15 protein-coding genes are annotated in these 21,759 nt (G+C 58.5%); 3 read left to right on the plus strand and 12 right to left on the minus strand.

The annotated features are described in order from the left end of the window. Positions 1-66: 66 nt before the first annotated feature. Positions 67-2,337 (minus strand): NADP-dependent malic enzyme, encoded by a 2,271-nt coding sequence (locus BLR72_RS01910; protein ID WP_091944531.1) that lies wholly within the window; start codon positions 2,335-2,337, stop codon positions 67-69. Between the two features lie 241 nt (positions 2,338-2,578). Here BLR72_RS01910 and BLR72_RS01915 point away from each other — a divergent pair, with 241 nt between their 5' ends. Then, on the plus strand, positions 2,579-2,920 hold the full coding sequence (locus BLR72_RS01915) for a PilZ domain-containing protein (protein WP_027233035.1): 342 nt from the start codon (positions 2,579-2,581) through the stop codon (positions 2,918-2,920). A 7-nt stretch (positions 2,921-2,927) separates the two neighbouring features. On the opposite strand, the gene BLR72_RS01920 is transcribed toward BLR72_RS01915, so the two are convergent. The 7 genes from BLR72_RS01920 to BLR72_RS01950 form a co-directional block, all read right to left on the minus strand. Further along, positions 2,928-3,401, minus strand: a complete 474-nt coding sequence (locus tag BLR72_RS01920) for a hypothetical protein (RefSeq protein ID WP_036815149.1) — start codon at positions 3,399-3,401, stop codon at positions 2,928-2,930. Continuing rightward, positions 3,398-3,826, minus strand: a complete 429-nt coding sequence (locus BLR72_RS01925; protein WP_091944535.1) for a flagellar protein FlgN — start codon at positions 3,824-3,826, stop codon at positions 3,398-3,400. The genes BLR72_RS01920 and BLR72_RS01925 overlap by 4 nt, the downstream gene beginning before the upstream one ends. A gap of 26 nt (positions 3,827-3,852) precedes the next feature. Next, a complete protein-coding gene (locus BLR72_RS01930; RefSeq protein ID WP_091944539.1) occupies positions 3,853-4,425 on the minus strand; it encodes a rod-binding protein in 573 nt (190 codons plus the stop codon). Between the two features lie 70 nt (positions 4,426-4,495). Beyond that, positions 4,496-4,891 (minus strand): hypothetical protein, encoded by a 396-nt coding sequence (locus BLR72_RS01935; RefSeq protein ID WP_091944542.1) that lies wholly within the window; start codon positions 4,889-4,891, stop codon positions 4,496-4,498. Position 4,892: 1 nt separating this feature from the next. Continuing rightward, entirely contained in the window at positions 4,893-5,642 is a 750-nt protein-coding gene (gene fliR, locus BLR72_RS01940; RefSeq protein WP_091944545.1) for a flagellar biosynthetic protein FliR, read from the minus strand. Positions 5,643-5,652: 10 nt separating this feature from the next. Further along, the gene (gene flhA / locus BLR72_RS01945; RefSeq protein WP_027233040.1) at positions 5,653-7,743 is read right to left on the minus strand and encodes a flagellar biosynthesis protein FlhA; all 2,091 of its coding nucleotides are present in this window, start codon (positions 7,741-7,743) and stop codon (positions 5,653-5,655) included. A gap of 98 nt (positions 7,744-7,841) precedes the next feature. Next, entirely contained in the window at positions 7,842-8,147 is a 306-nt protein-coding gene (locus BLR72_RS01950) for a hypothetical protein (protein ID WP_091944548.1), read from the minus strand. 140 nt (positions 8,148-8,287) lie between these two features. Between BLR72_RS01950 and BLR72_RS01955 the strand changes: the two genes are divergently transcribed. Then, positions 8,288-8,695, plus strand: coding sequence for a nuclear transport factor 2 family protein (locus tag BLR72_RS01955; RefSeq protein WP_091944551.1), 408 nt, complete (start codon positions 8,288-8,290; stop codon positions 8,693-8,695). Between the two features lie 46 nt (positions 8,696-8,741). On the opposite strand, the gene BLR72_RS01960 is transcribed toward BLR72_RS01955, so the two are convergent. From BLR72_RS01960 to BLR72_RS01975, 4 genes are all read right to left on the minus strand, one after another. After that, the gene (locus BLR72_RS01960; protein ID WP_091944553.1) at positions 8,742-13,403 is read right to left on the minus strand and encodes a hypothetical protein; all 4,662 of its coding nucleotides are present in this window, start codon (positions 13,401-13,403) and stop codon (positions 8,742-8,744) included. 11 nt (positions 13,404-13,414) lie between these two features. Then, positions 13,415-17,719, minus strand: coding sequence for a hypothetical protein (locus BLR72_RS01965; RefSeq protein WP_210183713.1), 4,305 nt, complete (start codon positions 17,717-17,719; stop codon positions 13,415-13,417). A gap of 426 nt (positions 17,720-18,145) precedes the next feature. Continuing rightward, complete coding sequence (locus tag BLR72_RS01970) at positions 18,146-19,657, minus strand: mechanosensitive ion channel family protein (RefSeq protein WP_027233045.1); 1,512 nt, start codon at positions 19,655-19,657, stop codon at positions 18,146-18,148. 160 nt (positions 19,658-19,817) lie between these two features. After that, positions 19,818-20,714 carry an adenylate/guanylate cyclase domain-containing protein gene (locus tag BLR72_RS01975; RefSeq protein ID WP_244506597.1) on the minus strand — a complete coding sequence of 299 codons (897 nt, stop codon included), beginning with the start codon at positions 20,712-20,714 and terminating at the stop codon, positions 19,818-19,820. A 192-nt stretch (positions 20,715-20,906) separates the two neighbouring features. Between BLR72_RS01975 and BLR72_RS01980 the strand changes: the two genes are divergently transcribed. Continuing rightward, positions 20,907-21,731: a phytanoyl-CoA dioxygenase family protein gene (locus BLR72_RS01980; RefSeq protein ID WP_091944556.1), complete on the plus strand. Its 825-nt coding sequence runs from the start codon at positions 20,907-20,909 to the stop codon at positions 21,729-21,731. The last annotated feature ends 28 nt before the right edge of the window (positions 21,732-21,759 follow it).

The raw sequence follows: 21,759 nt of genomic DNA on the forward strand, positions 1-21,759 counted from the left end.
CCAAATCAGTGAAAGCAAAGTTGGCTCAAAATCGCGTTGCCTACAACCCGTCCGTGTGCGGCATGGTCAACATTCCAATGCTTCGGCCGCTGCAATTGCCGACATGTTGACGATGCCCCGACTGGTCACCGTGGGCGAAAGGATGTGGGCTGGACGTTTCGTGCCCATCAATATCGGGCCGACCGCCAGCGCATTGTTCAATTCCGTCAACAGGGTCATCGAGACATTTGCTGCTTCCAGCGACGGGAATATCAAAAGGTTTGCCTCGCCCTCAAAGGCAGTTTTGGTAAGGAAGCGCTCGCGCAAGGCCGGGTTGATTGCAAGATCCCCTTGCATTTCCCCCTCGACCAGAAGATCGGGAGCAGCTTTGGAGAGCAGCGCATAGGCAGCCCGCATTTTTTCAGCCGGGGCGCCGCCACGTGAGCCGAAGCTCGAATAGCTGAGCAGCGCCGCCTTGGCATCGATATTGAAGCGCTTGAGGTGGTCTCGCGCCTGCAAGGCGATCTGCACGATCTCCTCGGCACTCGGGTCTATGTTCATATGCGTGTCAGCGAGGAAGAACACGCCCTTGCCCATGATCAGCATCGAGAGTGCCGAAAGCTGCGCCGAATCATCGGCAAGGCCGATGATCGAGCGGATGTCGCGTGCATGTTTGATGAAGCTGCCTTGCAGGCCGCAGATCAAGGCGTCAGCCTCGCCGCGCCGCACGGCCAATGCACCGATGACCGTCGTATTCGTGCGCACGATGGTCCGGGCCGTATCGAGCGTGACGCCTTTGCGCCCGACAAGATCGTGGAACTGGGTGACGTAATCGCGGTAGCGCGGATCATCCTCGGGATTGATGATGTCGAAGTCGCGTTCCGGGCGAATGGTAAGGCCAAAGCGCTCAATACGGTGTTCGATGACCGCAGGGCGGCCTATGAGCACCGGCCGGCCAATCGACTCCTCCATGATGACCTGCGTTGCCCGCAACACACGCTCGTCCTCGCCATCGGCAAAGGCAACGCGCTTGCCTTGTCCCATGGCGCGCTCGATCATCGGCTTCATCACCAATCCGGAGCGGAAGACGAAGCGCTTCAGGCTGTCCTGGTAGGCGCGCATGTCCGCGATTGGGCGACGCGATACGCCACTGTCCATGGCGGCTTGGGCCACGGCTGGCGCAATGCGCAGAATGAGGCGCTGATCGAACGGGGAAGGGATGAGATAGCCACGCCCGAACGTCGCGGCGGCATCACTGCCCATGGATTCCAGGGCCGGCTCATGGGCAAGCTGGGCAATCGCGTAGGCTGCTGCCCGTTTCATGTCATCATTGATCGTCGTTGCGCCTGAATCGAGCGCACCCCGGAAGATAAACGGGAAGCAGAGGACGTTGTTGACCTGATTGGGATAGTCGGATCGGCCGGTGCAGATCATCGCATCCGGACGCTCGGCAATGGCAAGCTCCGGCATGATCTCGGGTGTCGGGTTGGAAAGCGCAAGGATCAACGGGTCGCGCGCCATTTCGCGAATCATTTCGGGCTTCAAAGCGCCGGCTGACGAGAGGCCTACGTAGATATCTGCACCAGCCATGACGTCGGCAAGTTCGGTCGCATTCGTGTCCTGGGCAAAGGCGCCGCGCCAGCGATCCACCGAGTTCGCCCGCTTCTTGGTGACAAGTCCCTGCCGGTCGGCAAGGTAGATGTTCTCGCGGCGCGCGCCGACGGTCTCCAGCATGTTCATGCAGGCGATCGCAGCTGCGCCAGCACCGGAGGTGCAGATCTTGACCTCGGCAATATCCTTGCCCACGAGTTTCATGGCGTTGAGCACAGCCGCCGCAACGATGATTGCCGTGCCGTGCTGGTCATCATGGAACACGGGTATGTTCATACGCTCGCGCAGGCTTTCCTCGATGTCGAAACAATCGGGCGCCTTGATGTCTTCGAGATTGATGCCGCCGAAGCTCGGCTCCAGCGGTGCAACGATCTCGATGAATTTTTTCGGATCGGTTTCATTCACCTCGATGTCGATGCTGTCGATGCCGGCGAATTTCTTGAAGAGGACGGCCTTGCCCTCCATCACAGGCTTGCTGGCGAGCGCACCGATATTGCCGAGCCCGAGCACAGCAGTCCCGTTCGAGACCACGGCGACAAGGTTACCCTTGGATGTATAGAGATAGGCCTTCTCGGGGTCGGCTGCGATCTCTTCGCATGGGGCAGCAACCCCGGGCGAATAGGCAAGTGCGAGGTCGCGCGCATTGGCGAGCCGTTTGCTCGGCGTAATTTCGATTTTTCCCGGCTTTGGAAATTGGTGGAAATCCAGAGCCGCCGCGTGAAGGCTTGCTTTTGCGTCTTGTGACATGGCCGTCTTGCCCCTTTCGTTTGGGATGAACCGTCACGCGCGCGTGCCAGCACCGACGAGAATGACCCAAGCAATTAAAAGTGGTAGCGGGCCATAAGGCAAAAGAATTTTTCCTGGAACAGTGCCAATCGGCGTGTCGCACGTTCCCAACTCGCGGCAGCCTAACGGATTTGCAATTTTTGGCTGATAGCGTGATCGCAAACCACCATCAACGGTTGCTTGCAATTCGGATCCCTTGGCAATGCCACCAGCCGCAACGGAACATAAAGCAGAAAAACGGCGCCAGGATCGCAAGCGGACCCGCCTGCGATCCGGCAAGCTTGTCACGTTGGACGGCCACTTTCTAACCGAATGCCAGTTCCAGAACATCGCCCATGGCGGGGCGAGGATAAGGCTGATCGGCTCGTGCGCCGTTCCAGCCCGCTTCTGGCTGTTCGACGATCAATATTGCGGCGCGCTGATCACGGAAGTCGTATGGCACAAGGAGCCGGAATTCGGCGTCCGCTTCGTCCAGGACCCCACGGTCGAACCCCTGAACGACACGCTGCTCCAGACGCTCGCGGGCAAATATTACTCGCTTTGATCCAGTATTAGGGCCGTTCGAGGCCCTTGGTGTTCTGGTTGCGGATTTCCTTGGAACTGATGTAGTTGAACTGCTCGACGAGGAGGTCCTTGAGGAGCGGCTGCGGGAAATGCGCGTTGACGCGGTCGATGATGGATTTCTTCACATCATCGAACTTGACCTGCTGCACGTCCTTTACGTCCGAATACTGGCCGTAGAACTGTGAGAAGATCTCGTCATTGATGAAATAAGAGACGGGCACGGTCACCGACGCCTTGACCGATTTGTCGAGCGTATAGGCAAATTGCGTCACGACATAGCCATGCACCGCATTGTCGATGATGACGGGAACGCTGAAGACATCGGTCTTGCCATCGTCGAGCACGACTTCACCGGCCTTCGGCGCGACTGATGCGGTCGCGGAATTCTGCCACACGGCAAAATAGAGCGAGCCAAGCGCAACGCCGCAAATCCACAGGCCGATAATGGCGATGCGGATCATGCGCCCTGACCGTCCCGCAATTGCCTGACCGTATAGGTGCCGTCTGCCTCCTGCGTTTCGAGGGCGTCACGGATGAGCCCGGTCAATTCCGTAACGGCGCGCAGGTGCAACTTGAGCGCATCGCAATTGCGATCGAGCTTCTGGCGCAGATTGTCGAGAAACGGCTGCAGGGACCTCAGCGCCGACGTGTCGACGGTTTTGGCGGCTTTGCCCATTGCCTTGTTGAAGTCGCGCAAGCCGCGGCTCTTATTGGCATTGATATCGGCGAGGTCGACCGTCTGGCCATCAAGGAGCAGACGGGTCTCGCGCTCGACGACTTCCTCCAGCCTGCGGATTGCAAAGAGCACTGGATCGAGTGCTGGTTCGTTTCTCTGGGCGAAAGCTGTCATAGCGGTGCTTTTCTGATTATCGTTGACGGTTTCCATATGAATTCCCTCCAAACGTTTCGGCCTCAGCCCTGTCGGGTTGATTCGACGTCATCGGTCGATTTCAATTGCCTGTGAATGAGTTGCCGTTCGATCTGGTACAAAATGACATTTGAATCCTGCTGTTTGAAATTGGGTTGGTCATCAGTTTTGATACTGTTTTCAGTCGCGGCTTCGGCGGCCGCATTTTTTGCCTTTCGCGCAGTCTGCGCTTCGAGCATACGCGCGATGCCGATCCCGCCACCGTCGGACATCTTGTTGGCGATCGCCTCGGCCATCATCGATTTCCAGTAGTCGCCGGCAATTCCCTCACCGAAGACGGCCTGATTTTCGCCCGTGAACATCGACTCGACGAAGGATTGCAGCATGAAGGCCTCGAATTTCTTGTAGGCCTTGTTCGGCGCTTCGGCAGCCTTGGCGCTCCGAGCTTCTGGTGCTGCCTGCTGCAAAGCAGCGAAACTGTCGCGCGAAAGCTGCATCTGCGCTGCAATCCGGTCGGATGCCATCGCCCGCAACTTGTCCGCCGCTGCCCGCATCGCATCGGGATCCGCGGCCATGGCAACATCGAGCACCAGATCGGACGGCGGATTAATGGCCATTGGTTGCAGCTTCGCTTCGTTGTCTCATAGGGTGCACTTTAATCGCCCAAACTTACGGGAGGCTTGAGCCTTAAATTTTCGGCGCTGCCAGTAAATGACTGATACTCTCATCGAGCTCGGCGGCGGCCTCCGCACGTGTGAGCTTTGCGTCAAGGACACGCAGCTTGTCGCTCAAGGTGTCGATCGTGCGCGAAATCCGCAGCCAGTTCTGTCGTTCTGTCATTGCGGTATCGGCCAGTGATGCCTGTCGCGCCTTGTTCGTTTCGAGCCGTCTCATGATAATTCCGACGGGAACGATGCTGGCCTCCGCTCCGAAACGACTCTCATGCATTCTGAAGAGGTCGAGATTTTCCGCTTCGACCGCCGCTGATTGCGCTTGAAGTCGGGCAAGCTCCATCTCGTGTCGCAACTTCGTGAGTTTCTGCAGGCGGATCAATTCGCGATAGGTGGCGCGCGTCGCTGCCATATCAGAAACTCCTCAAATAAGCGCCGGCCTCGTTTGTGAAGAAACGCAGGAGGTCGGGCATGGCGAAATAGAGCAGCATCAGGCCGCCTGCGAGCACGAAGGGCATCGATATGAAATAGACCGGGATAGACGGCGTCAGCTTGTTGATCAATCCGATGGCAATATTGACCACAACGGCGAAAACGATGAAGGGCGCGGCAATACGGAGAGTGCTGAGGAACGCCCTCGACAATGTATCGGTCAGATTGACCATTGCCGTGGACGCCTGGAAATTTCCGTCGACGGGTATGGCCGAGTAGGATGACAGGAGCGCCCGGAAAACCTCGAGATGAAGGTCCGAAATGAAGAACAGGCAGAGCGCTGACAGGGTCACAAAGCTTGCGATTGCCGCCTCCGGCTCCTCGGATTCGATGGCGCCACCTGGGGCTCCCGAATATCCGGTCGCCATGGCGATCGCTCCCGCCATGAATTGCAGCGCCCAGAAATAGAGGCGCGCAAGAACACCAATCATGCCGCCGGTAATGATTTCGATGACGATGATCCGCATCAGCGGAAGGGGCGCCGACCGCGCGGCTGGCTCGACTTGAGCGAGGACCATTGGCACCACCATCAGCGAGCAGGCGAGGGCGACGAACAGACGGATTTGCATCGGTATTCGCGGGCTGGAGAGGCCCGGCATGACAAGGAGGCATGCGCCCACGCGCGCGAAAACCAGAAAGGCCGCGATAATCGTGTCGCTCATTTGCGGCATTGGCGGCAACTCAGGAAATCGTGCCGAGCGAACGCACTTCGACCCCGCGAGCGATCTCGACGTGGGAGAGCACCGACAGCGTCGCGAAGAGCCGTTCGATGATCATCCGGATATAAGGACGCGCCTCGGGCGATGCGACGAGAACAAAGCGCTCCCCGGCATCGAGATATTTACGGATCGCGGCACTCGCCTCCGTGCCAAATTGTTCGAGCAGCCGTGGGTCGATGTCGAACTCGACGATCTCGCCCTTGGCATCGCGCTTCAGGCTCTGGTGGAAGACGAGATCCCAGCGATTGCCGAGCCTGAGCACCGAGAGCACGCCATTATCGGCAAGATCGCCGCAGATTTGCTGGGCCATGCGCATGCGCACGTGCTCGACGATCATCTCGGAGCGACGCACATGCGGCGCGACTTCGGCAATGGCCTCGAGGATGAGGTTGAGATTGCGGATCGATACCCGTTCCGTCAGGAGCAGCTTCAGGACTGCCTGCAGTCCCGAATAGGAAAGATGCGCGGGGCAAATGTCGTCGAGCAGTTTTTTGTATTCGGGGCCGAGGCGGTCGAGCAGACCGCGCATGTCCTTGTAGGATAGGAGTTGCGCCAGGTTGTTGCGGACGATTTCGCTGAGGTGAGTGAGCAGGACCGACAGATTGTCGACGGTCATGTAATTATCGCGCTTCAGCTCCGCAGCAAACGTTTCCGGCACGGAATAGGCCTTCATGCCGAAGGCGGGCTCCCGCACTTCTTCGCCGGGGACGTGCGGGGGTGGCCTGTCGCCCGGGATAACCAGGATTTCGCCGACCCGGACTTCATGCGAGGCAACGACCGTTCCGTGAATCTTGATGCGGTACGTCTTCGGCGGCAGCAGGAAGTCGTCCGTGACCTTGATCTCGGGCACGACAAATCCATATTCGACGGCAAACTTCTTGCGCATCTTGTTGACGCGGTGGGCAAGTTCGAGCTGCGAAGCCAAAAGTTTCGCCGAAAGCTGTTTGCCGAGGCAAAGCTCGATCTGCGCGGTCTCGAGCGAGGCGCGAACCGAGTTGCGATCCTCTTCGGCGGCGGCGTGCTGTTTCTGGGCAATCTCGGCCTGGGCAGCCGCGGCCACCCGCGCCAGCTTGCGCGGAACGGAAATGCCGATCGCCGTCAGGCCTATTGCGAGGATAAAGAAGGGAAAGGCCGGCAGACCCGGCAGGCTGCCGAGGACGAAGAGCAGTAGCGCGGCAACGAAGAGTGCCTTCGGGTAGGCGCCGAGCTGCCCGAACACCGCCTTGTCGGCCGAGCCGCGCGTTCCGCCCTTCGAAACAAGGAGGCCGGCGGCAAGCGAAACGATCAGGGCCGGAATCTGAGTGACCAGGCCGTCGCCGACCGAGAGTTTGGTGAAGACGTCAGCGGCGTGGCTGACATCCATGCCGTGACGGGTGACGCCGATGATGATGCCGCCGAAAATGTTGACGGCGGTGATGATGAGACCGGCGATCGCATCGCCTCGCACAAACTTGGACGCACCGTCCATGGAACCGAAGAAAGCGCTTTCCTCTTCGAGCTCACGCCGGCGATGCTGCGCCTGCTTTTCATCGATCAGGCCCGACGAGAGATCGGCATCGATGGCCATCTGCTTGCCGGGAATGGCGTCGAGGGTGAAGCGCGCGCCGACTTCCGCGATGCGCGTCGCGCCCTTGGTAATGACGAGGAAGTTGACGATGATCAGGATCGCGAACACGACAAGACCGATGACAAAGTCGCCGCCCATGACGAATTGCGAGAAACCGTGGATCACCTGTCCCGCAGCCCCGTAACCCTCGTCGCCATGTGTGAGGATGACACGGGTTGTCGCGATGTTCAGCGAAAGCCGCATCATTGTCGCGATCAGGAGGACAGTGGGAAATGCCGAGAAGTCGAGCGGCCGCTGAATCCACAGGGCGACCATCAGAATCAGAACGGACAAGGCGATGGAGAAGGCAAGGCCGATGTCGAGAACAATTGGCGAGACCGGCAGGAAAAGCACGGTCAGGATGACGACGATGCCGAGGGCAAGGCCGACATCACTGCCGGTCAGATAGCCTTTGTCGCCCAGGCGTTTTACTGCAACTTGCTGCACGGTCGTCTCCTATTGTCGCAGCAACAATAGGGGGCGAAGCTTGCGCGAGGCAGGCAGCGGGCTGGCGGAGAAGCACAGCGTATAACGACGCGAGTTCTTTAAATCCCTGAACCGTCCAGCTGCTCGGCGTCTTCGCCTTCCCAAGGGGCGGGCATGGAGGTGCGGTTGAGATTGGCCGAGGGCATCGGCATCCAGCACTTCAATTCCGGCTCGGCATATTCGACGACACGGCCGGGTGAGGAATCAGAGGCGCGCCAGCCTTCGGCACCAAACTGGTCGCCTTTGGACCAATATGCGAGGTCAACTTCTGCCTGCCCCTGTTCAGTCGGGCGGATCGTTACAAGGATTCGACTGCCGTCTTTCGGTGCGCTTGCCATGTGGCGCCAACGGTCTGGCTCGTCCATTGTTTTTTTCCTCTTGCCTCGGTGGGTTGCAAGTTTCTCCCCGCTATCGAAAGCGGTCAACTAGACTTTTCACAAGCCATCGCCCGAATTCTGCTTTGTAGTTGGGATTTGATGCCCGGAAACGGAGCTCGGAGGTTGGGATGAACGATCAAACCGTGCGGATGGCGCTTCAACGTCATTGGGAAGCGTCGGACGTGAGCGACTTCGAGGTCGAGCATGAGATCTATCGTGATGACGCTGTGCTCTACTATCCGCAATCGAATGAGCGGATTCGTGGCCGGCACAACATTCAAGAGAGCCGGACAGTTCAACCGAACAAGAAGCGCTTTACGGTCCAGCGAATTATCGGCAGCGGTGATCTCTGGGTCTCTGAATTCGTGCTCACCTATGACGGTATACCAACCTATGCGGTGAGCATCATGGAATTCAGCGAAGGACGTGTGGTCAACGAAACGCAATATTTCGCCGATCGATTTGAACCTGCGCCCTCGCGCACGCATCTGGTTGAACAAGCCAGCAAGGGGACAGTACCGCGTAACCTAAAATAGAGCGAGCCGCGGCGGCTTCCTCCGCGTAGGGCCCGACGCTCGACGTCTACTGGAGATCAAAGAACACTGTATAAACCAGCCTTTCCTCTACCACTTTTCGCCGTCTCGTCGCACCGCCACGTTGTTCGGCGATGGTCCTGTCCGTGTAATAGCGTTCGTATTCACGTATGGCGAGGCGAGCCGGTCTGCCAGCGATATCTGGCAGGGTCACGTTGGCGCTCCATATAACGGGATCGAATAAATCGGGCGGGATCTGGACGACGTCGATCGGGCTCGCGATGTGCGTCAGGTCGAGGCTGATCCGCTGCCCCAAGCGGTCGGCGACGGCCGGAGGTGCTTCTACCCTTACGGCCGGCTGATCGAATAAGGTCGTCGTAACGATCGGTCCTATTCCAGCGACAGGCGCCAATATGGCCGAAGTCAGCACCTTCTGATCGATCCAGGCGAGGTCGGAATCGATCGCCGGGTCGCGGGTCTGCAGTACGAGCTCGACCTTGTTTCTTCCGGTTTCGACCGCTTGGCCGGGGAGGGGGATGAAGGAAATGTCCTGGTATTCCGAGTCGGTCGGGAATTTCATTGGACCATGACTTGGTACCGTGCCGCGAAGCTTGACCGCGACCACGGCGCCGTCGCGTTGGAAAGATGAGCGGCGGCGCGGCAGGACTTGCGAGAAATCAGCAAGCACGACCTTCGAAATCTTTGCGCCTGAAAGCGCGTTGGGCTGATAGCGGACCAGCGCGAGCCGCACGAACGGCATATAGCTGCTGCCGGGATTAAGCTCGATGTCGCAATACCAGAGCGAGCGCGCCTGATCCCAATGGACCCGGTGGCCGATGATCTGCACCTGCTGCCCTGCCGCTTGCGGCTCAAGCAATGGGACGGCTTCATTGATAACCCGCGAGGGGAAATCGGTGATCCGGATCGCGTTTTTCGGCAGGGACGTATCCCACAAGGGATCGAGACCCCACTGGGTTACCAGCGGCACGACAGGCACCGGAATATCGGTAAAGCGGGCATTGTCCTGAAGGATCACGACGCCGAGCAGTTCGCCGTTCCCCGAGGAGAACCAAGGGCGCTCAAGCCATACGCGCAGGCCGTTGCCAAGCCGTACTGTATCGAGAGATGAATTGTCCGCTGTTTCTTCCCAGCGGAAAGTGGGCATGACGTAGACGATGCGCGGCTCGTCAGGGGCCGCGCTCGATTTGACGATGGTGAGCGGCGCGGCGCCAGGCTGGACAAGGAATGGAGCGCCCGGATCATCATCCGCGCCAAGCTGGAATTGCTGGCCCTCGGCAATAGGCCCAAGGCGCGTAACCTGATCTTTCTGTTCATAGATTGATGGCGGAAGATACTCGCGAAAACGCGTCGTAGCACACACCTTATACTCGACCAGCCGGAATTTTGTGTCGCCGAATTCGTGCCGGTCGCCCCGGGCGCGCGGGCGCGCGGCGTCATATTGCTGGGCGTTCACCGCGCCGTTAAGATCGAATGTGTTTTCGTGGTTCTCGGCAAGCAAAATTTCGCCAAGCGCCCCATGGGAATCGACAAGTTCCGGTCCCGGCTTTTCCAGATCGTCGATCCACTCCTTCCAATGCGCTTCGACTTCGAATTTTCCGGTGCTGGGCCCATGCAGCCGCACCTGCGCTCGCAAGATGGCAAACTGGTCGTTCATGCTGCGGCCGGCGACGAGCTTGATCATTTCGGGCGCGCATACCGGTTGCTGGGTGCCATGGACGAGCGTGAGTTCGCGATAGGGCGTCATCATCCACGCGCAGCCGAGTTCGGCCATGCCGCGCAGAAAGTCCCGCTCGCCGGCGGTGTCGATCCATCCCGGCAAACCAAAGGAGTCCATGAATTTTTTATGGGCGAAGCTGGCATAGCGAAGGCGTGCGATACGGCCCTTGGCGATGAATAGTGTCAGGACACGTTTGTCCTCATCCCACGCAGGCGTCCCATCGTCGTTGAATGTTTCGTCACAAGGTGGATCAAGGAGCGATGCACAACGCTCCTGAAGGACGATCCTGAACCCGGTTGAGTCCGGCCATTCCTTGCCATGGGCGACAACGAGAACGAGTTCCTGGTTCGGGGCACGCACCACCGCAGCGCTCGGCCCGAGGACAACGGGCGCGGTCACGCCGGGGATCGAATGGCCTTGCATGGCCCGCAATGCGAAGCCTCCGGATGCCCCATCCGGAAGATAGGGTGTGGAAACCTGAGCGTCGCGATGAATCACGTATTGGCCGGCGGCGAGGCGATCGCCGGTGGGGTTGTCCGGCGATGGCAATCGCAGCGGCAGTACCGTCCGTGTGGCAGTTCCTGCTATGGCCGCAGGGGTGATGAGTTCGGGCGTCGATGTTGCCGTCGGATCGTTCAAGCTTCCAGCCTCGCGGCTTGCAATCGCGTAGGCTGTCTTGATCGAGGCAGGATCGGCAAAGTAGACATCGAACAGTCCGTGCTGCTCGCATTGCAGTTGCGAGGATTTCGGTGGCACCACATGCCGCTCGTTGCTGGCGGTGTAATCGAAATCCTGCGAAGCCGGCAGCTTGATCGCATCCTTGAACGGCTTCTTCTTCAGATAGCCTTCAGGGTCGACGTCGAAGTTGCTTCTTATCACCATCCGCTCGAGCGACTCGCCCTCACTCACGCGTGCGCGTTGAACAAGTACGGGAGGGTCCACGGGCTCAAAGCGTAAATAGCCTACGGGTTCGCTGACCTGCTCGTCGTCTTCAAGCGACCTGTCGTCCACGCCGAGGCTGTTGCCGGCCAGATCCACCAACCGTGCCCGGAAGCGGTATTGCGTGCCGAACCTCAGGCGCGGCAAGCTGCCTTTGGCCGCGACGAACGTTGCCGATACGCCATTGCCACCGCTTGTTGCCTCATCTGCAACCGTCTCTGGGGTTTCACTTTGAACGCCCGAGGTGGGATCGCTGCTCGCGCGCAGCGTTTTTCCGGGGCGCTGCGTTACCAGGCTCCATCCCGTCCAGCGAAACATCGATTCGTGCAGATAATGATCATCCGGGTCGGCATCCTCACTGGCCGAACTTGTCGTCGACGCCCCCTTCACATAGCCTTCATCGTCTTCGAGGGGGAGGTCTTCGTTCGTGGCAATGAGCTTGTAAGTGCCATGGCGGCCGCAAAGGGTATGCCACTTCTCAGGCGAGCCGCCAATTACGGGCTGAACGTCGACTCTGTACCCCCGCAACAGATCTTCAGTGAACAGAACAACCTTCTTTCCTGCGCCGGACTTTACCGCTGCGTCCTTCAGCGCCGCAGATGCAGCACTCTGGGCAATCGAGAGCGCCTTGCCATGGCGGGATATGCCAAGTCCGCCCGTGCGAAGGGCGGCGACCGCCTGCTTGTCGCCCGTCGTATAGGTGACTGCACCGTCGGCACCGATTGCCAGGCTCTTTCCCACAAGGTTCTGTGCGGTAATGACAAAATCCACCGTCTTCAGGGCTGCACCATCCGGGTCAACCTGATAGACGTCGAACAGGGTGCGCTTGTCATTGTTCCATTTATCGTCGGCATACTGCAGTTTCAGTAAGCCCCGCTCGTGATCCTGCGTCCTTGGACGCGTCACAAACCGGTACTTGTCGGCTATCCACGCGGTCTGCGGACAGGAATCATCAGCTGGATCGTGGGCGCTTCCCCATGAAAGGTTGAGTGACATTCGCCCTTGCACCTGCGGGGCAGCATTGAGCGCGAGATCAATGGGCGAATTCGGCTGGACCACGCAATCGATCACAAGGCCAAGGCGCCGCAGAAGTCGCGGATAATCGCTGTAGGAGGCGATGATCCGATGGAAATCGAAATCGGGCGCTTTGGGCTGGGCAGGAACGTCGACAAGCTTGGGGCGGCGCAATTGCTTTTGCGCGTCAAGCTTGTCGAGCTTTGCTTGTGTCAGAGGTTCGCGGCGGTAGAAGCGATCCGCCTGGTAGAAAGCATATTCTGCCGCGGAGGAGAATTGCCCCATAATGCTTGAATCGGCGCCACCCCCGGCAGGATCGTGCCAGTCCGGAGGCAAGGCGCGGACCGGAAACTGCCCGCTGGACCTGGGGTTTCCCTGCTCATCGACATCCACACCAACGACCTGTCCGCGGTAAATACTCTTTGTGCCGAAGACGGTATTGCGCAAACGGTTCTCAGTGCCCTCGCGGCCTTCATCGTCGAAAAAGCGGTTGAAGCCCGGCACGAGGTATTCGATTTGCCGGTCGCCGAGGTTGATTTTTTCCGTGCGGGTGCCAAGTTCGCCCAGCATGTCCTTCAGGCCTGGATGGGCTTGCGACCAGGGCAGGAGGGTTGGGGGCGTGCCTGTCGATTGGATCGCGAGGTTCTTATAGTGCTTGCGCAACGTTCCGAGAACGTTGCGCATGGGGAACGAGCGGAGATTGACCTTGCTCATGTCCTTGAAAACGTATCCGCTGACAGGGGTTTGGGCTGAGAACAGCTTGGCCCAGAGATCGGCATCGGGGTCGCTTATACGTCGAAGCTCAAGCTCGTCAGGGCCAACCTGCAAGGAAAACTTCACGTTATCGAGCGTTTTTGGCCAGTTTCGCCATTCCGGAAACGCCTTCAACACCTGCTCGTCAGACGCCTCGGGCGTCAGGCGGGGAGACGCGACCAGGGACACGCGCAGTTGACCGGCAAATTCGCCGTCTTCCACGCGCCCATTGGGCAGTACCGTCCAAAGAATGGTTTGTCTTGCCATGCTCCCCTCCCTCAGGCGAACGCCTCTACATATTCACGCCATGCGTAATCGGTATCGGTGTCGATCAGTTCGAGTTCGTCGGCGATCGGCAGCGCCGCGTTGACCCCCATGAGATCGCGGAATGTCGGGTCGCCGTTTGCTCCGGCAAATTTTCGTTCGCAGGTTACGGTGACGCTTGTCGAGAACATGAATATTTCAATTTCGATTGTCAGCTGCGCCTTGCCGACGCATTTCCCGCTCTCGAATTCGTAGCGAAGTTCGAGATAGAGTTCGAGCGAACAGGAAATCAGCCCAAGTACGCTCACATAACCGCCGAGGCGGAAATAGCCGGTCAACGAACAAGCATCTTTCTCCATGCGGAAGTAGATGCCCGCCATGACATGAACACCGCCAGAGGCGACGCCGAGATCGATGGAGATGCTCGCACCGAATTCAAAAGACGCCTCAAGGATCTGTATGCCGTGCGGGTCCAGCGTAATACCAAAAAATCCGCCGCCGCCAAAAAGCGAAACAGTCAGGTTGAACGGTTGTTCGCGGGTGCAGAAATTAAAGCGGACGGACAGCGGCTGTCCGATGAACGGCACGGTAAAGCCGGCGCCAAGGCTCAGATTGCTGAGGTTGAACAGACCAATGGCAATTGTCGGCAGTGTAAGCGAAAAGCCGGCATCGATGCCCTGAGGTGTAATGTCGAGATAGGGCGGATCGGAGAAGCCATCAAGCGGTATGAGATCGCGCAAGGTCTCGACGAAACTCAGCGGCCCGACAAATTTGATGTCGTTGAGCAGGACGTCGACGTCCATCTTCGCGGCACTGTCGACGCGGAACTCGATCTTCTCGAAATTGAGTTCGATGAAACTTGCCGGTGCGATCAAGACCAGGTCGAAATGCTTCAAGCTGCAGACGACGTTGATCTTCGGCGCGCTGCTGCCGTTCTTCTTGACCTTGGCTTCCACGGCGACGAGGAAGCCGCGTTTGTCATTGGCGCGGAACATCGGGTTCTTCGCTTTGTCGACACCCGGGAGGGCCCAGTTGTCGATCGGCGGGTTCCAGTCGAAGCGGATCGTCAGTTCATCGCCGGTCAGCATTTCGAGGAGTTTTAAAAGGTCGCCTGCAGCGTTGAGGATCTCGACGACGAGTTCGATGGCCGAAAGAATTGCCTGTTTTGGCGCGCCGTCGAGCAGTCGCGATGCTTTGATGGTATCGTGCAAGGGGGTGATCTTAGCCTGCACCGCCGTCAGCAGACCGCCGAGCGTGGCGGGATCGCCCAGCAATTGCGGCAGGTTTTCCGGATGGCCGACAATCGTCTCGAGCGCCAGATAAAGCTCTTTCCCTTGCGTGATGAGGGTGGTGATCGTCGCCACGTCGCTCGCGAGGGTCTTGGTCTGGTTGGCGATCTGCTTCAACGACTGCCGGAAGCCGGCCGGGAGGGATACACCCCCGACCTGCGCATCGGCGGCAGCGAGCAACTGGTCAGCGGCGTTGTTGACATTGGTGAGAGCGCCGGCAAGTCCGCCCAGCGGCAGGGCAAGGTCGACGCTCGTTACCGCCAGCAGCGGGGCGATTTCCGATTTCACTGCAAGGACTGCATTCTTCAGATCATTTACACCCGCCTTGGCATTGGCAACGAGCGCGGCTTGATAGGCTTCGGCCTGTTCAATAAGGTCGTCCAAAGTTCCGCGGACAACCTCGAGGGCCGCATCGGCGATGCTGCCCGGACTGTCGGCCAGGTGCGTGACAAATTCGAAGAGACGCACGAGCCCGTTGATGAAGCTTTCGACCTTGGTGCTGGCCTCGCTGGCAAATTTCGGTACCTGTTCGGGCTTGTCGCCAAGGTTGGTGACTGCCTGGATGACATCTCCGAGCGGAATGCAGCCAAACAGCAGCGGCAGGGGAAGATCAGACAAGGTGGCCGGAAACGCATTGCTGCCGGTCATCTTCCCATCCATGAAGTCGGAAACGTTGCCGGTGACGGGACCGGTCAGACGCGAGAGCGCGCTCGGCGTGAGGTTCGGCTGGACAAATCCTCCCGACCTGTCTCCCTGGGTCGAAAAATTAAGCTGAGCCATGCCGGGCTCGCTGACGACGTCGACAAAGACTTCGCCCTGATTGTTGGTAAAGCCGGCGCTCAGATAGCGTGCGTTCCATTTGACCGTGTTCGATGCGGAACTGCCGGTTAACTGCGCAAGGGCGGCAATGCGAACGCCGGCCTGTTGGACCATGGGGTAAAAGATGGGTTTGGAAAGGTTCTCGCTATAGGCGCGTAACTTAAGGTTCTGTTTCTCGACAAAACCGTCAAACGTTATCGATTCCGCCTCGACCGAAGTGTCGCCGGCTTTGACGCTTGGTGCCAGCGCTACGCGTTGGCGCTTGAGCGGGGCAGTCTTCCAACCTGAATGAGAAGGATCGTTCCAGGCGCCGCGGGCCTTATCGGCATTGGTTTCGGCAAGATCGAAATTGGGTTTCAGAACCGGGGCTGAGCCGTCCTTCACCGGGCTTGCCAAAGAAAAATCGATGAAGATCATCGGGAGTTCGAATTGTACCGTGCGCCCGTCGATGTCGGTGGCCGACATCTGGAACTTGAAAGGTTGCCCGCCGACGCAGGGCCAGAACATGGTCTGATTGCCGACGATGGAGCCCGGCCCCTGATCCGGCCTGTCGAGGCTTGGCGTGACGGCGGTCAGAATTCGAACACTCGAAAACGGCATTTGCCGGTGCAGCGCGATAGTCTCGTCCTTGTTGGTAAGGTCCGGATCCACGAATGTGCGTTCGCGCTCACGCACTATGATGAACAGCCGCTGACGCAGATATGCCGTATTGCCCGGCATCGCCTGGTCCGATCCCTTGCCATTGTGGAATTTGCGCTCGCTAACCTTGATGAGGGAGACGCGATGACCGAATGGGAATAGGAAACCCTTGTAGACGACACGCACATAGTGATCCCGCCCCATGGTGGCGCGATGAGCCCATTCCTCCACCGACAGGCCAACGGGATCCCAGCCGCCCCTTGAATCCAGCCAGCCACCAAGGGCAGAGAGCATCATGAGGTTGGCATTGACCGGCAAAGGTGCGTAGTTCGATTTCGAGAAATTCGACGAGAGATGGACGATCTGAAAGCGATCGAAATCGTCCATGGGCATGCGGAACGGGCTGTTGTTGGGATTGGGCAAGTTGCCCGCGGGATAGTCCGATTGCATCGGCTTGGGCGATCCCTCGCCGGTGAGCGCCCACACGGCTCTCACGGTCCGTTGCGAGTCAGCATTTGGCGGCTCGATCGTCGGTCCGGTTTGGGATGGTGCGACGAGGCGCGAATGCCACAGTTCGGTCCGCCCGGTCTGCTCCGAATAAATCGGAAGCGCCGCATGGCGCCAGCGCTCCGCGCCGTGCGGACTGAGGATCAGCCGCCATGGCATTTCGATTGCAGTCTGGTTCAGGCCTGGCAGTGCCGGGCGCGGACCCCGCAACGTCGGGAAAGTGCCGGCGTCGATGACAGGTCCGATCTGGACAAGATCGGATGCGCCGAGCCTGCCGGGTTTCAGCGCCTTCAATCCGGGACCACCCGTAGCCTGGCGCAGTTCAAACGCGCTCGCATTGCCCTGTACAGCGGCGATGCGCAGGCTTCGCGCAGCAAAACTTGTCAGGGATGCTCGTTGACGTCCACTCAGCTTGCCGAGATTGGAAGCGAATATATCGGTAAAGACAATCGGAGGGCGCGGCGCTGCTGGCGGCCGTGCATTGGCGGGAACGGAAAGTTCGAGCGTTTCGCAGGCGGCAAGGACATCCTCCAGCGTATAGGGAATGTCGAAGCCGTCCGGAACTTTGAACGCGAGCCTCGATTCGCCGGCAATTCGTGCACGGACCGGTGGTCCCGTGAGTGCTTCCGCCCCGCCAGGCTCGGGTTTTGGCGGAGTGCCGGGACGGGGAGGGGCCGGGTTGTGCGTGGCAGTGGGAGGCGTTTCGAAGAAGGTCTCCTCGGTAATGGTCTGCGGCGGGAAATGTACGATCAGGCTCGCAGAGCCGGCGGCTGACTTCTTCAGCCGCGGCTTTGCCCCGCCTGATACGGTCAGGTTGATGAACTCGAGGCGCAATACCAGCATATCGCGCGGCCGCACCACCGCATCACCCCGGCGATTGGTATCGAAGAAATTTTCGTTGGGATCCGGAATGAAGATGGGGTGATCAGGAATTCGGTCGACGATGGGCCCGATTGCTCCCGTAACAAGATCGGAGGCTTGCACGGGCGGCGCTGCTTGTGTTCCACGCACCAACTTTGATGGAGTGGAACTCACCGTCGTTGAAATCGGCTTCTTTGGAGGCATGGCGAACTTTCCTTCACGAAAGTCCGACCATCCATTCAACAAAGCTATCCATTGAAAAGATACGCCGGGCTCGTTCGAACCACGCCGCGTTTCCCAGGATAATGGCTCACCCCCCGGATCTGGGTAGCCAACTCGTCTTCATCAAATGTCATGTGCCGCTGCGAATGGCATGCTTCTCAAGAGTCTTGCAGCGTGCACGGCATGGCCGGATAACAGGACAGTGCTTGTCTTGTGATTGTTTGCGAATGCGGCATCGATGTTGGACCGGTGTGGTCCGACGCTTCGGTTCAGGCGAAATCAACAATTCGATCTAGGGCATTGGGCCGAAGTCACACTAACCGCACAAGTGCCGTTTGAACATTAGCCCATAGGGAGTATGCGTGACGTTGATGGCTGCCACCGCAGTCCGATTAGCTGGGCCGATGGTCAATTCCTCTCGAGATGAGACAGCTCAAACAGGAGCCTGATTTTTTTGACGAGACCAGGCATGGCATGGATGCCAGCAATCTCGGTGCTGTTTTCGAACAAATGCTTCTCCGATTGCGCCCGCCTGCACAAAATGAGGCCCAGTTCATCAACGAGGCTTGGCCGATCGTGGAGCAACGGGGCCAGGGTTGACTTGGCGATTTCATAAACCACGGTAGAAGCGAGAGCACGCACGGTTCCTGGTTCCCCCGCGCCGGCGAGCAGGCTGGCCTCGCCGAAATAATCGCCAGGTGCCAGCTTGCCCAGATCTACTTTCCGACGACCCTCTTCACGTGTGACTACCAACACACCGCTTCGAACGATGAGCAGCGATTGCATCTCACTGCCCTGTTCGGCAACGACATCCGCCTTGCGGTACGTCCGGCGCGACATGGATTTAGCAAGGATTTCCTTTTCATCCTCGGTGAGCGTTTTGAACAGCGGTATTGCATCAAGGAGCCGCATCTGGCTCGAGCGGTTGCTGGCGGAAGGTTCCGTCTTTGCGCCGGATGCAGGCTGAACAACGACGGGTGTTGCCAGGGGTATGCCCGCTGCCATGCTGTGACGATAGATCAAATCGAAGATCTCATTTTGGGCCGTTCCGGCCACCGCAATATCTGCGACGCGAAAGGAGAGTTCGAGTTCCACCGCCGAACCGTCCAGTGATTTTATCTGAATGAACGGTTCCGGCTGATTCAGTATCGTTGTCGAACTCAAAAGAACGGAGTGCATCATATCCACGATGGCACTCGGCAATGTCGTACCGGCAAAGCGGACAGTGAGGCTGATGCCATGGCTCCGGTCCGGACTGCTGACATTGATCAGCCGTGCCTTGGCCAAGTCGCTGTTGGGAACGATAACCAGATCGTTCCTGCTGTTCAATAAGTGCGTCGCTCGCCAGTTTGTCTCGACGACTCTTCCCTCAGTGCCGTCGCTGAGAACAATCAGGTCCCCGATGACATAGGGCCTGCCGAGGTTGAGGGCGATACCGGAAAAGACGTCGCTCAAGGTGCTCTGCAGTGCAAGGCCGAGAATAATGGCAAGCACCCCGGACGTCGCGATCAATGTGCCCACGGGCAGGCTGAAGACGTTGGCGACGACGGATAGAACCGCCCCGAGATAAATGATGCCGACCACCAGATCCTGGATCAGTCTGCCTTCGCGTGGCCGCCGCTCAAATATCAGGAAAACGCGGGCGAAACCGACGAGGGCCCAGGCGGCATTGATCCACCAGATGACCTTTGCGATTCCGATGAATACCTTCTGCACGGCTGAAGCAGTGGGTGGCCCTGCCTCGTAGGGAACAATACCGTGATAAAGCAACAATGTGGTAAGGACGATAAAGAACGTTACCTGAAAAATCAGGTGCAAGCGGGGATTGTTTCGCAGGGCCACCCGCGAGACAATGGCCCCCGTGGCGGCGAGGGTTCCGGCCTGGATTATCGGATCGGTGACCGTCTCAAGAAATGTCATTCTGCTTTTGACGCTAGAACGCTTCGCATCCTCTCACAAGTCGGTACTTGCATCGACGGAACGCTCGCTAAAGCCAAATTGCATTCAAAGCTGTTGATTGGCGGATGCGATTGATGGGACACAACTGCCCACCAGACGCGTCGGCCATCCCGACCCTAGTTCAATCAATCTCCGAAATTTCCCTCAGGCGAATTGCAGCCAGACTTTTGAACTCACCTTCCGGATATTTTTGAAGGTAGGCTTCGAACGCGGCCGGGGAGTTGCTCTGTTTTATCGAGTTCCAAAACTCGAGTTCCACCGCCCGGTCCGCAGCGGGGACAGCCTCTGGTTCCTCAGCTTTTGCCAGGCGGGCGCGGGCGAGCGCCACAAATTCGCCGTCGGGAAACCGTTCAAGGTAAGCCTCGTATTCCGACGGATCCTTAGTCTCCTGTATCGACTGCCAGAACGTCAGTTCCACTTGATTGGACGTGCCCTTGATTGTGTTACTGTCGTCGGATAGTTCAATGCTTCCCCTGGAAGGCATGGCGCGAACATCGAGAAGATCAGAGCTTGCCTCGGGATCAAAGCAGACACGAAAAATCCGAACAGGGCGCGCGATATTCTTTACGGCGTGTTCCCCAAGATCCTCGAATTGGTAGTCCACCCTGTCGCGCAGATGATCGCGCACGCCGCGCGTGACGCAAATTCCGCCGGGTTCCGCCTGTGCCTCGAGGCGACATGCGACGTTGACACCGTCACCAAAGATGCCGCCATCCTTGACCATGACGTCGCCCACATTGATCCCGATCCGCCAGAGCATTCGCGCCTGTTGGGGAAGGGACTTATTGGCTACAGCTAAGGACCGTTGAATGGAAATTGCACAGTTAACGGCGTCGACGATACTGCCGAACTCGGCGAGTACGCTGTCGCCAGCCGTACCGGATATCCCGCCGCGTCCCGTCGCAATAATCTCGTCAATAATAGCCCGGTGCGATGACAATGTCGCAAGGGTGCCTTCCTCGTCTTCGTGCATGAGCCGTGAATAGCCCTCGACATCGGCAGCAAGGATGGCGATCAACTTGCGATCGAGCGGAGGTGCTTCCATGGCCATGTCTCAACGCGCTCCGTCTGCACGGCCAGGCTGGTTTTGGGATGGTTGGCGTGCTCCCTGAAACGATTGTGAAAGGTTGTGGTTCCACCAGGCCTATGGGATGCTTATTGTTATAAATCAAAACGAGCATACGCATGTTTTTGTGCGCCTGGAGGGGCAATGGACAGTTCCGGTAACATTCAACACGATGTCTCGACCTTGAAGACCGATGGAATCGTCGGCAAGAAATCGGCCTTTCCCCGCGCATGGGCCGAACAGATGCGCGAAGACATGATGACCGCCTTTTGGTCTGCAATACAGCGGCCAGGTGGAGCTGTCGGACGCGGTCCGCGGCGGTGGTATGTCGAAATTCATCCAGAGGAGTTCGGCGGGTTCGTTGATCTGGTCACGCATCCTTGGGTCACTGCGATGTGCGAAAATGTACTTGGCCCGGATTATCAGATCGTCGAGATCGGGTTTGATGTTCCATTTCAAGGCGCGAAATTCCAGCCATGGCACCGGGACTTTCCCTCGCCTGTGGACACCTATGTCGAGCGGCGGATAACATCGCTTGCGTTTAATTTGACAGGCGTCGATGTCACCGAGGATATGGGCCCGTTCGAAATCGCGCCTGGAACGCAATATATTGACGGTCGCGAGTGGAAACACGAGATGTTTCCTGCAAAGGCCGTGTGGCCGGAGTTTCAGACAAAAGCAGTACGCAAGTTCCCGCAGCTTGGCGATATCTCCTGTCGTTCGGCGCTGACGGTGCACCGTGGCACGGAACACGCCTCTCCAATAGCGCGGCCGGTCATGGTCCTTGGCGTGGACGCCCCGGGAGCGGGCCACGCAGAACTGCACGATCTCATGGTGACGAAGGGCTATTTTGAGAGCTTGCCGGACTCGGTGAAAAGGCATTTGGTCTGCCGGGTGGTCGATGAGTTGGTGCCGGTCACCCAAAAGCACGACATCGAAGGATTGGTGATGGGAGCCGATCCGGTCTGAACCACGCGATTGCAATGCCGATTAAGGA

This window comes from Phyllobacterium sp. YR620 (assembly GCF_900104165.1).
Classification (GTDB): Bacteria; Pseudomonadota; Alphaproteobacteria; order Rhizobiales; family Rhizobiaceae; genus Phyllobacterium; species Phyllobacterium pellucidum.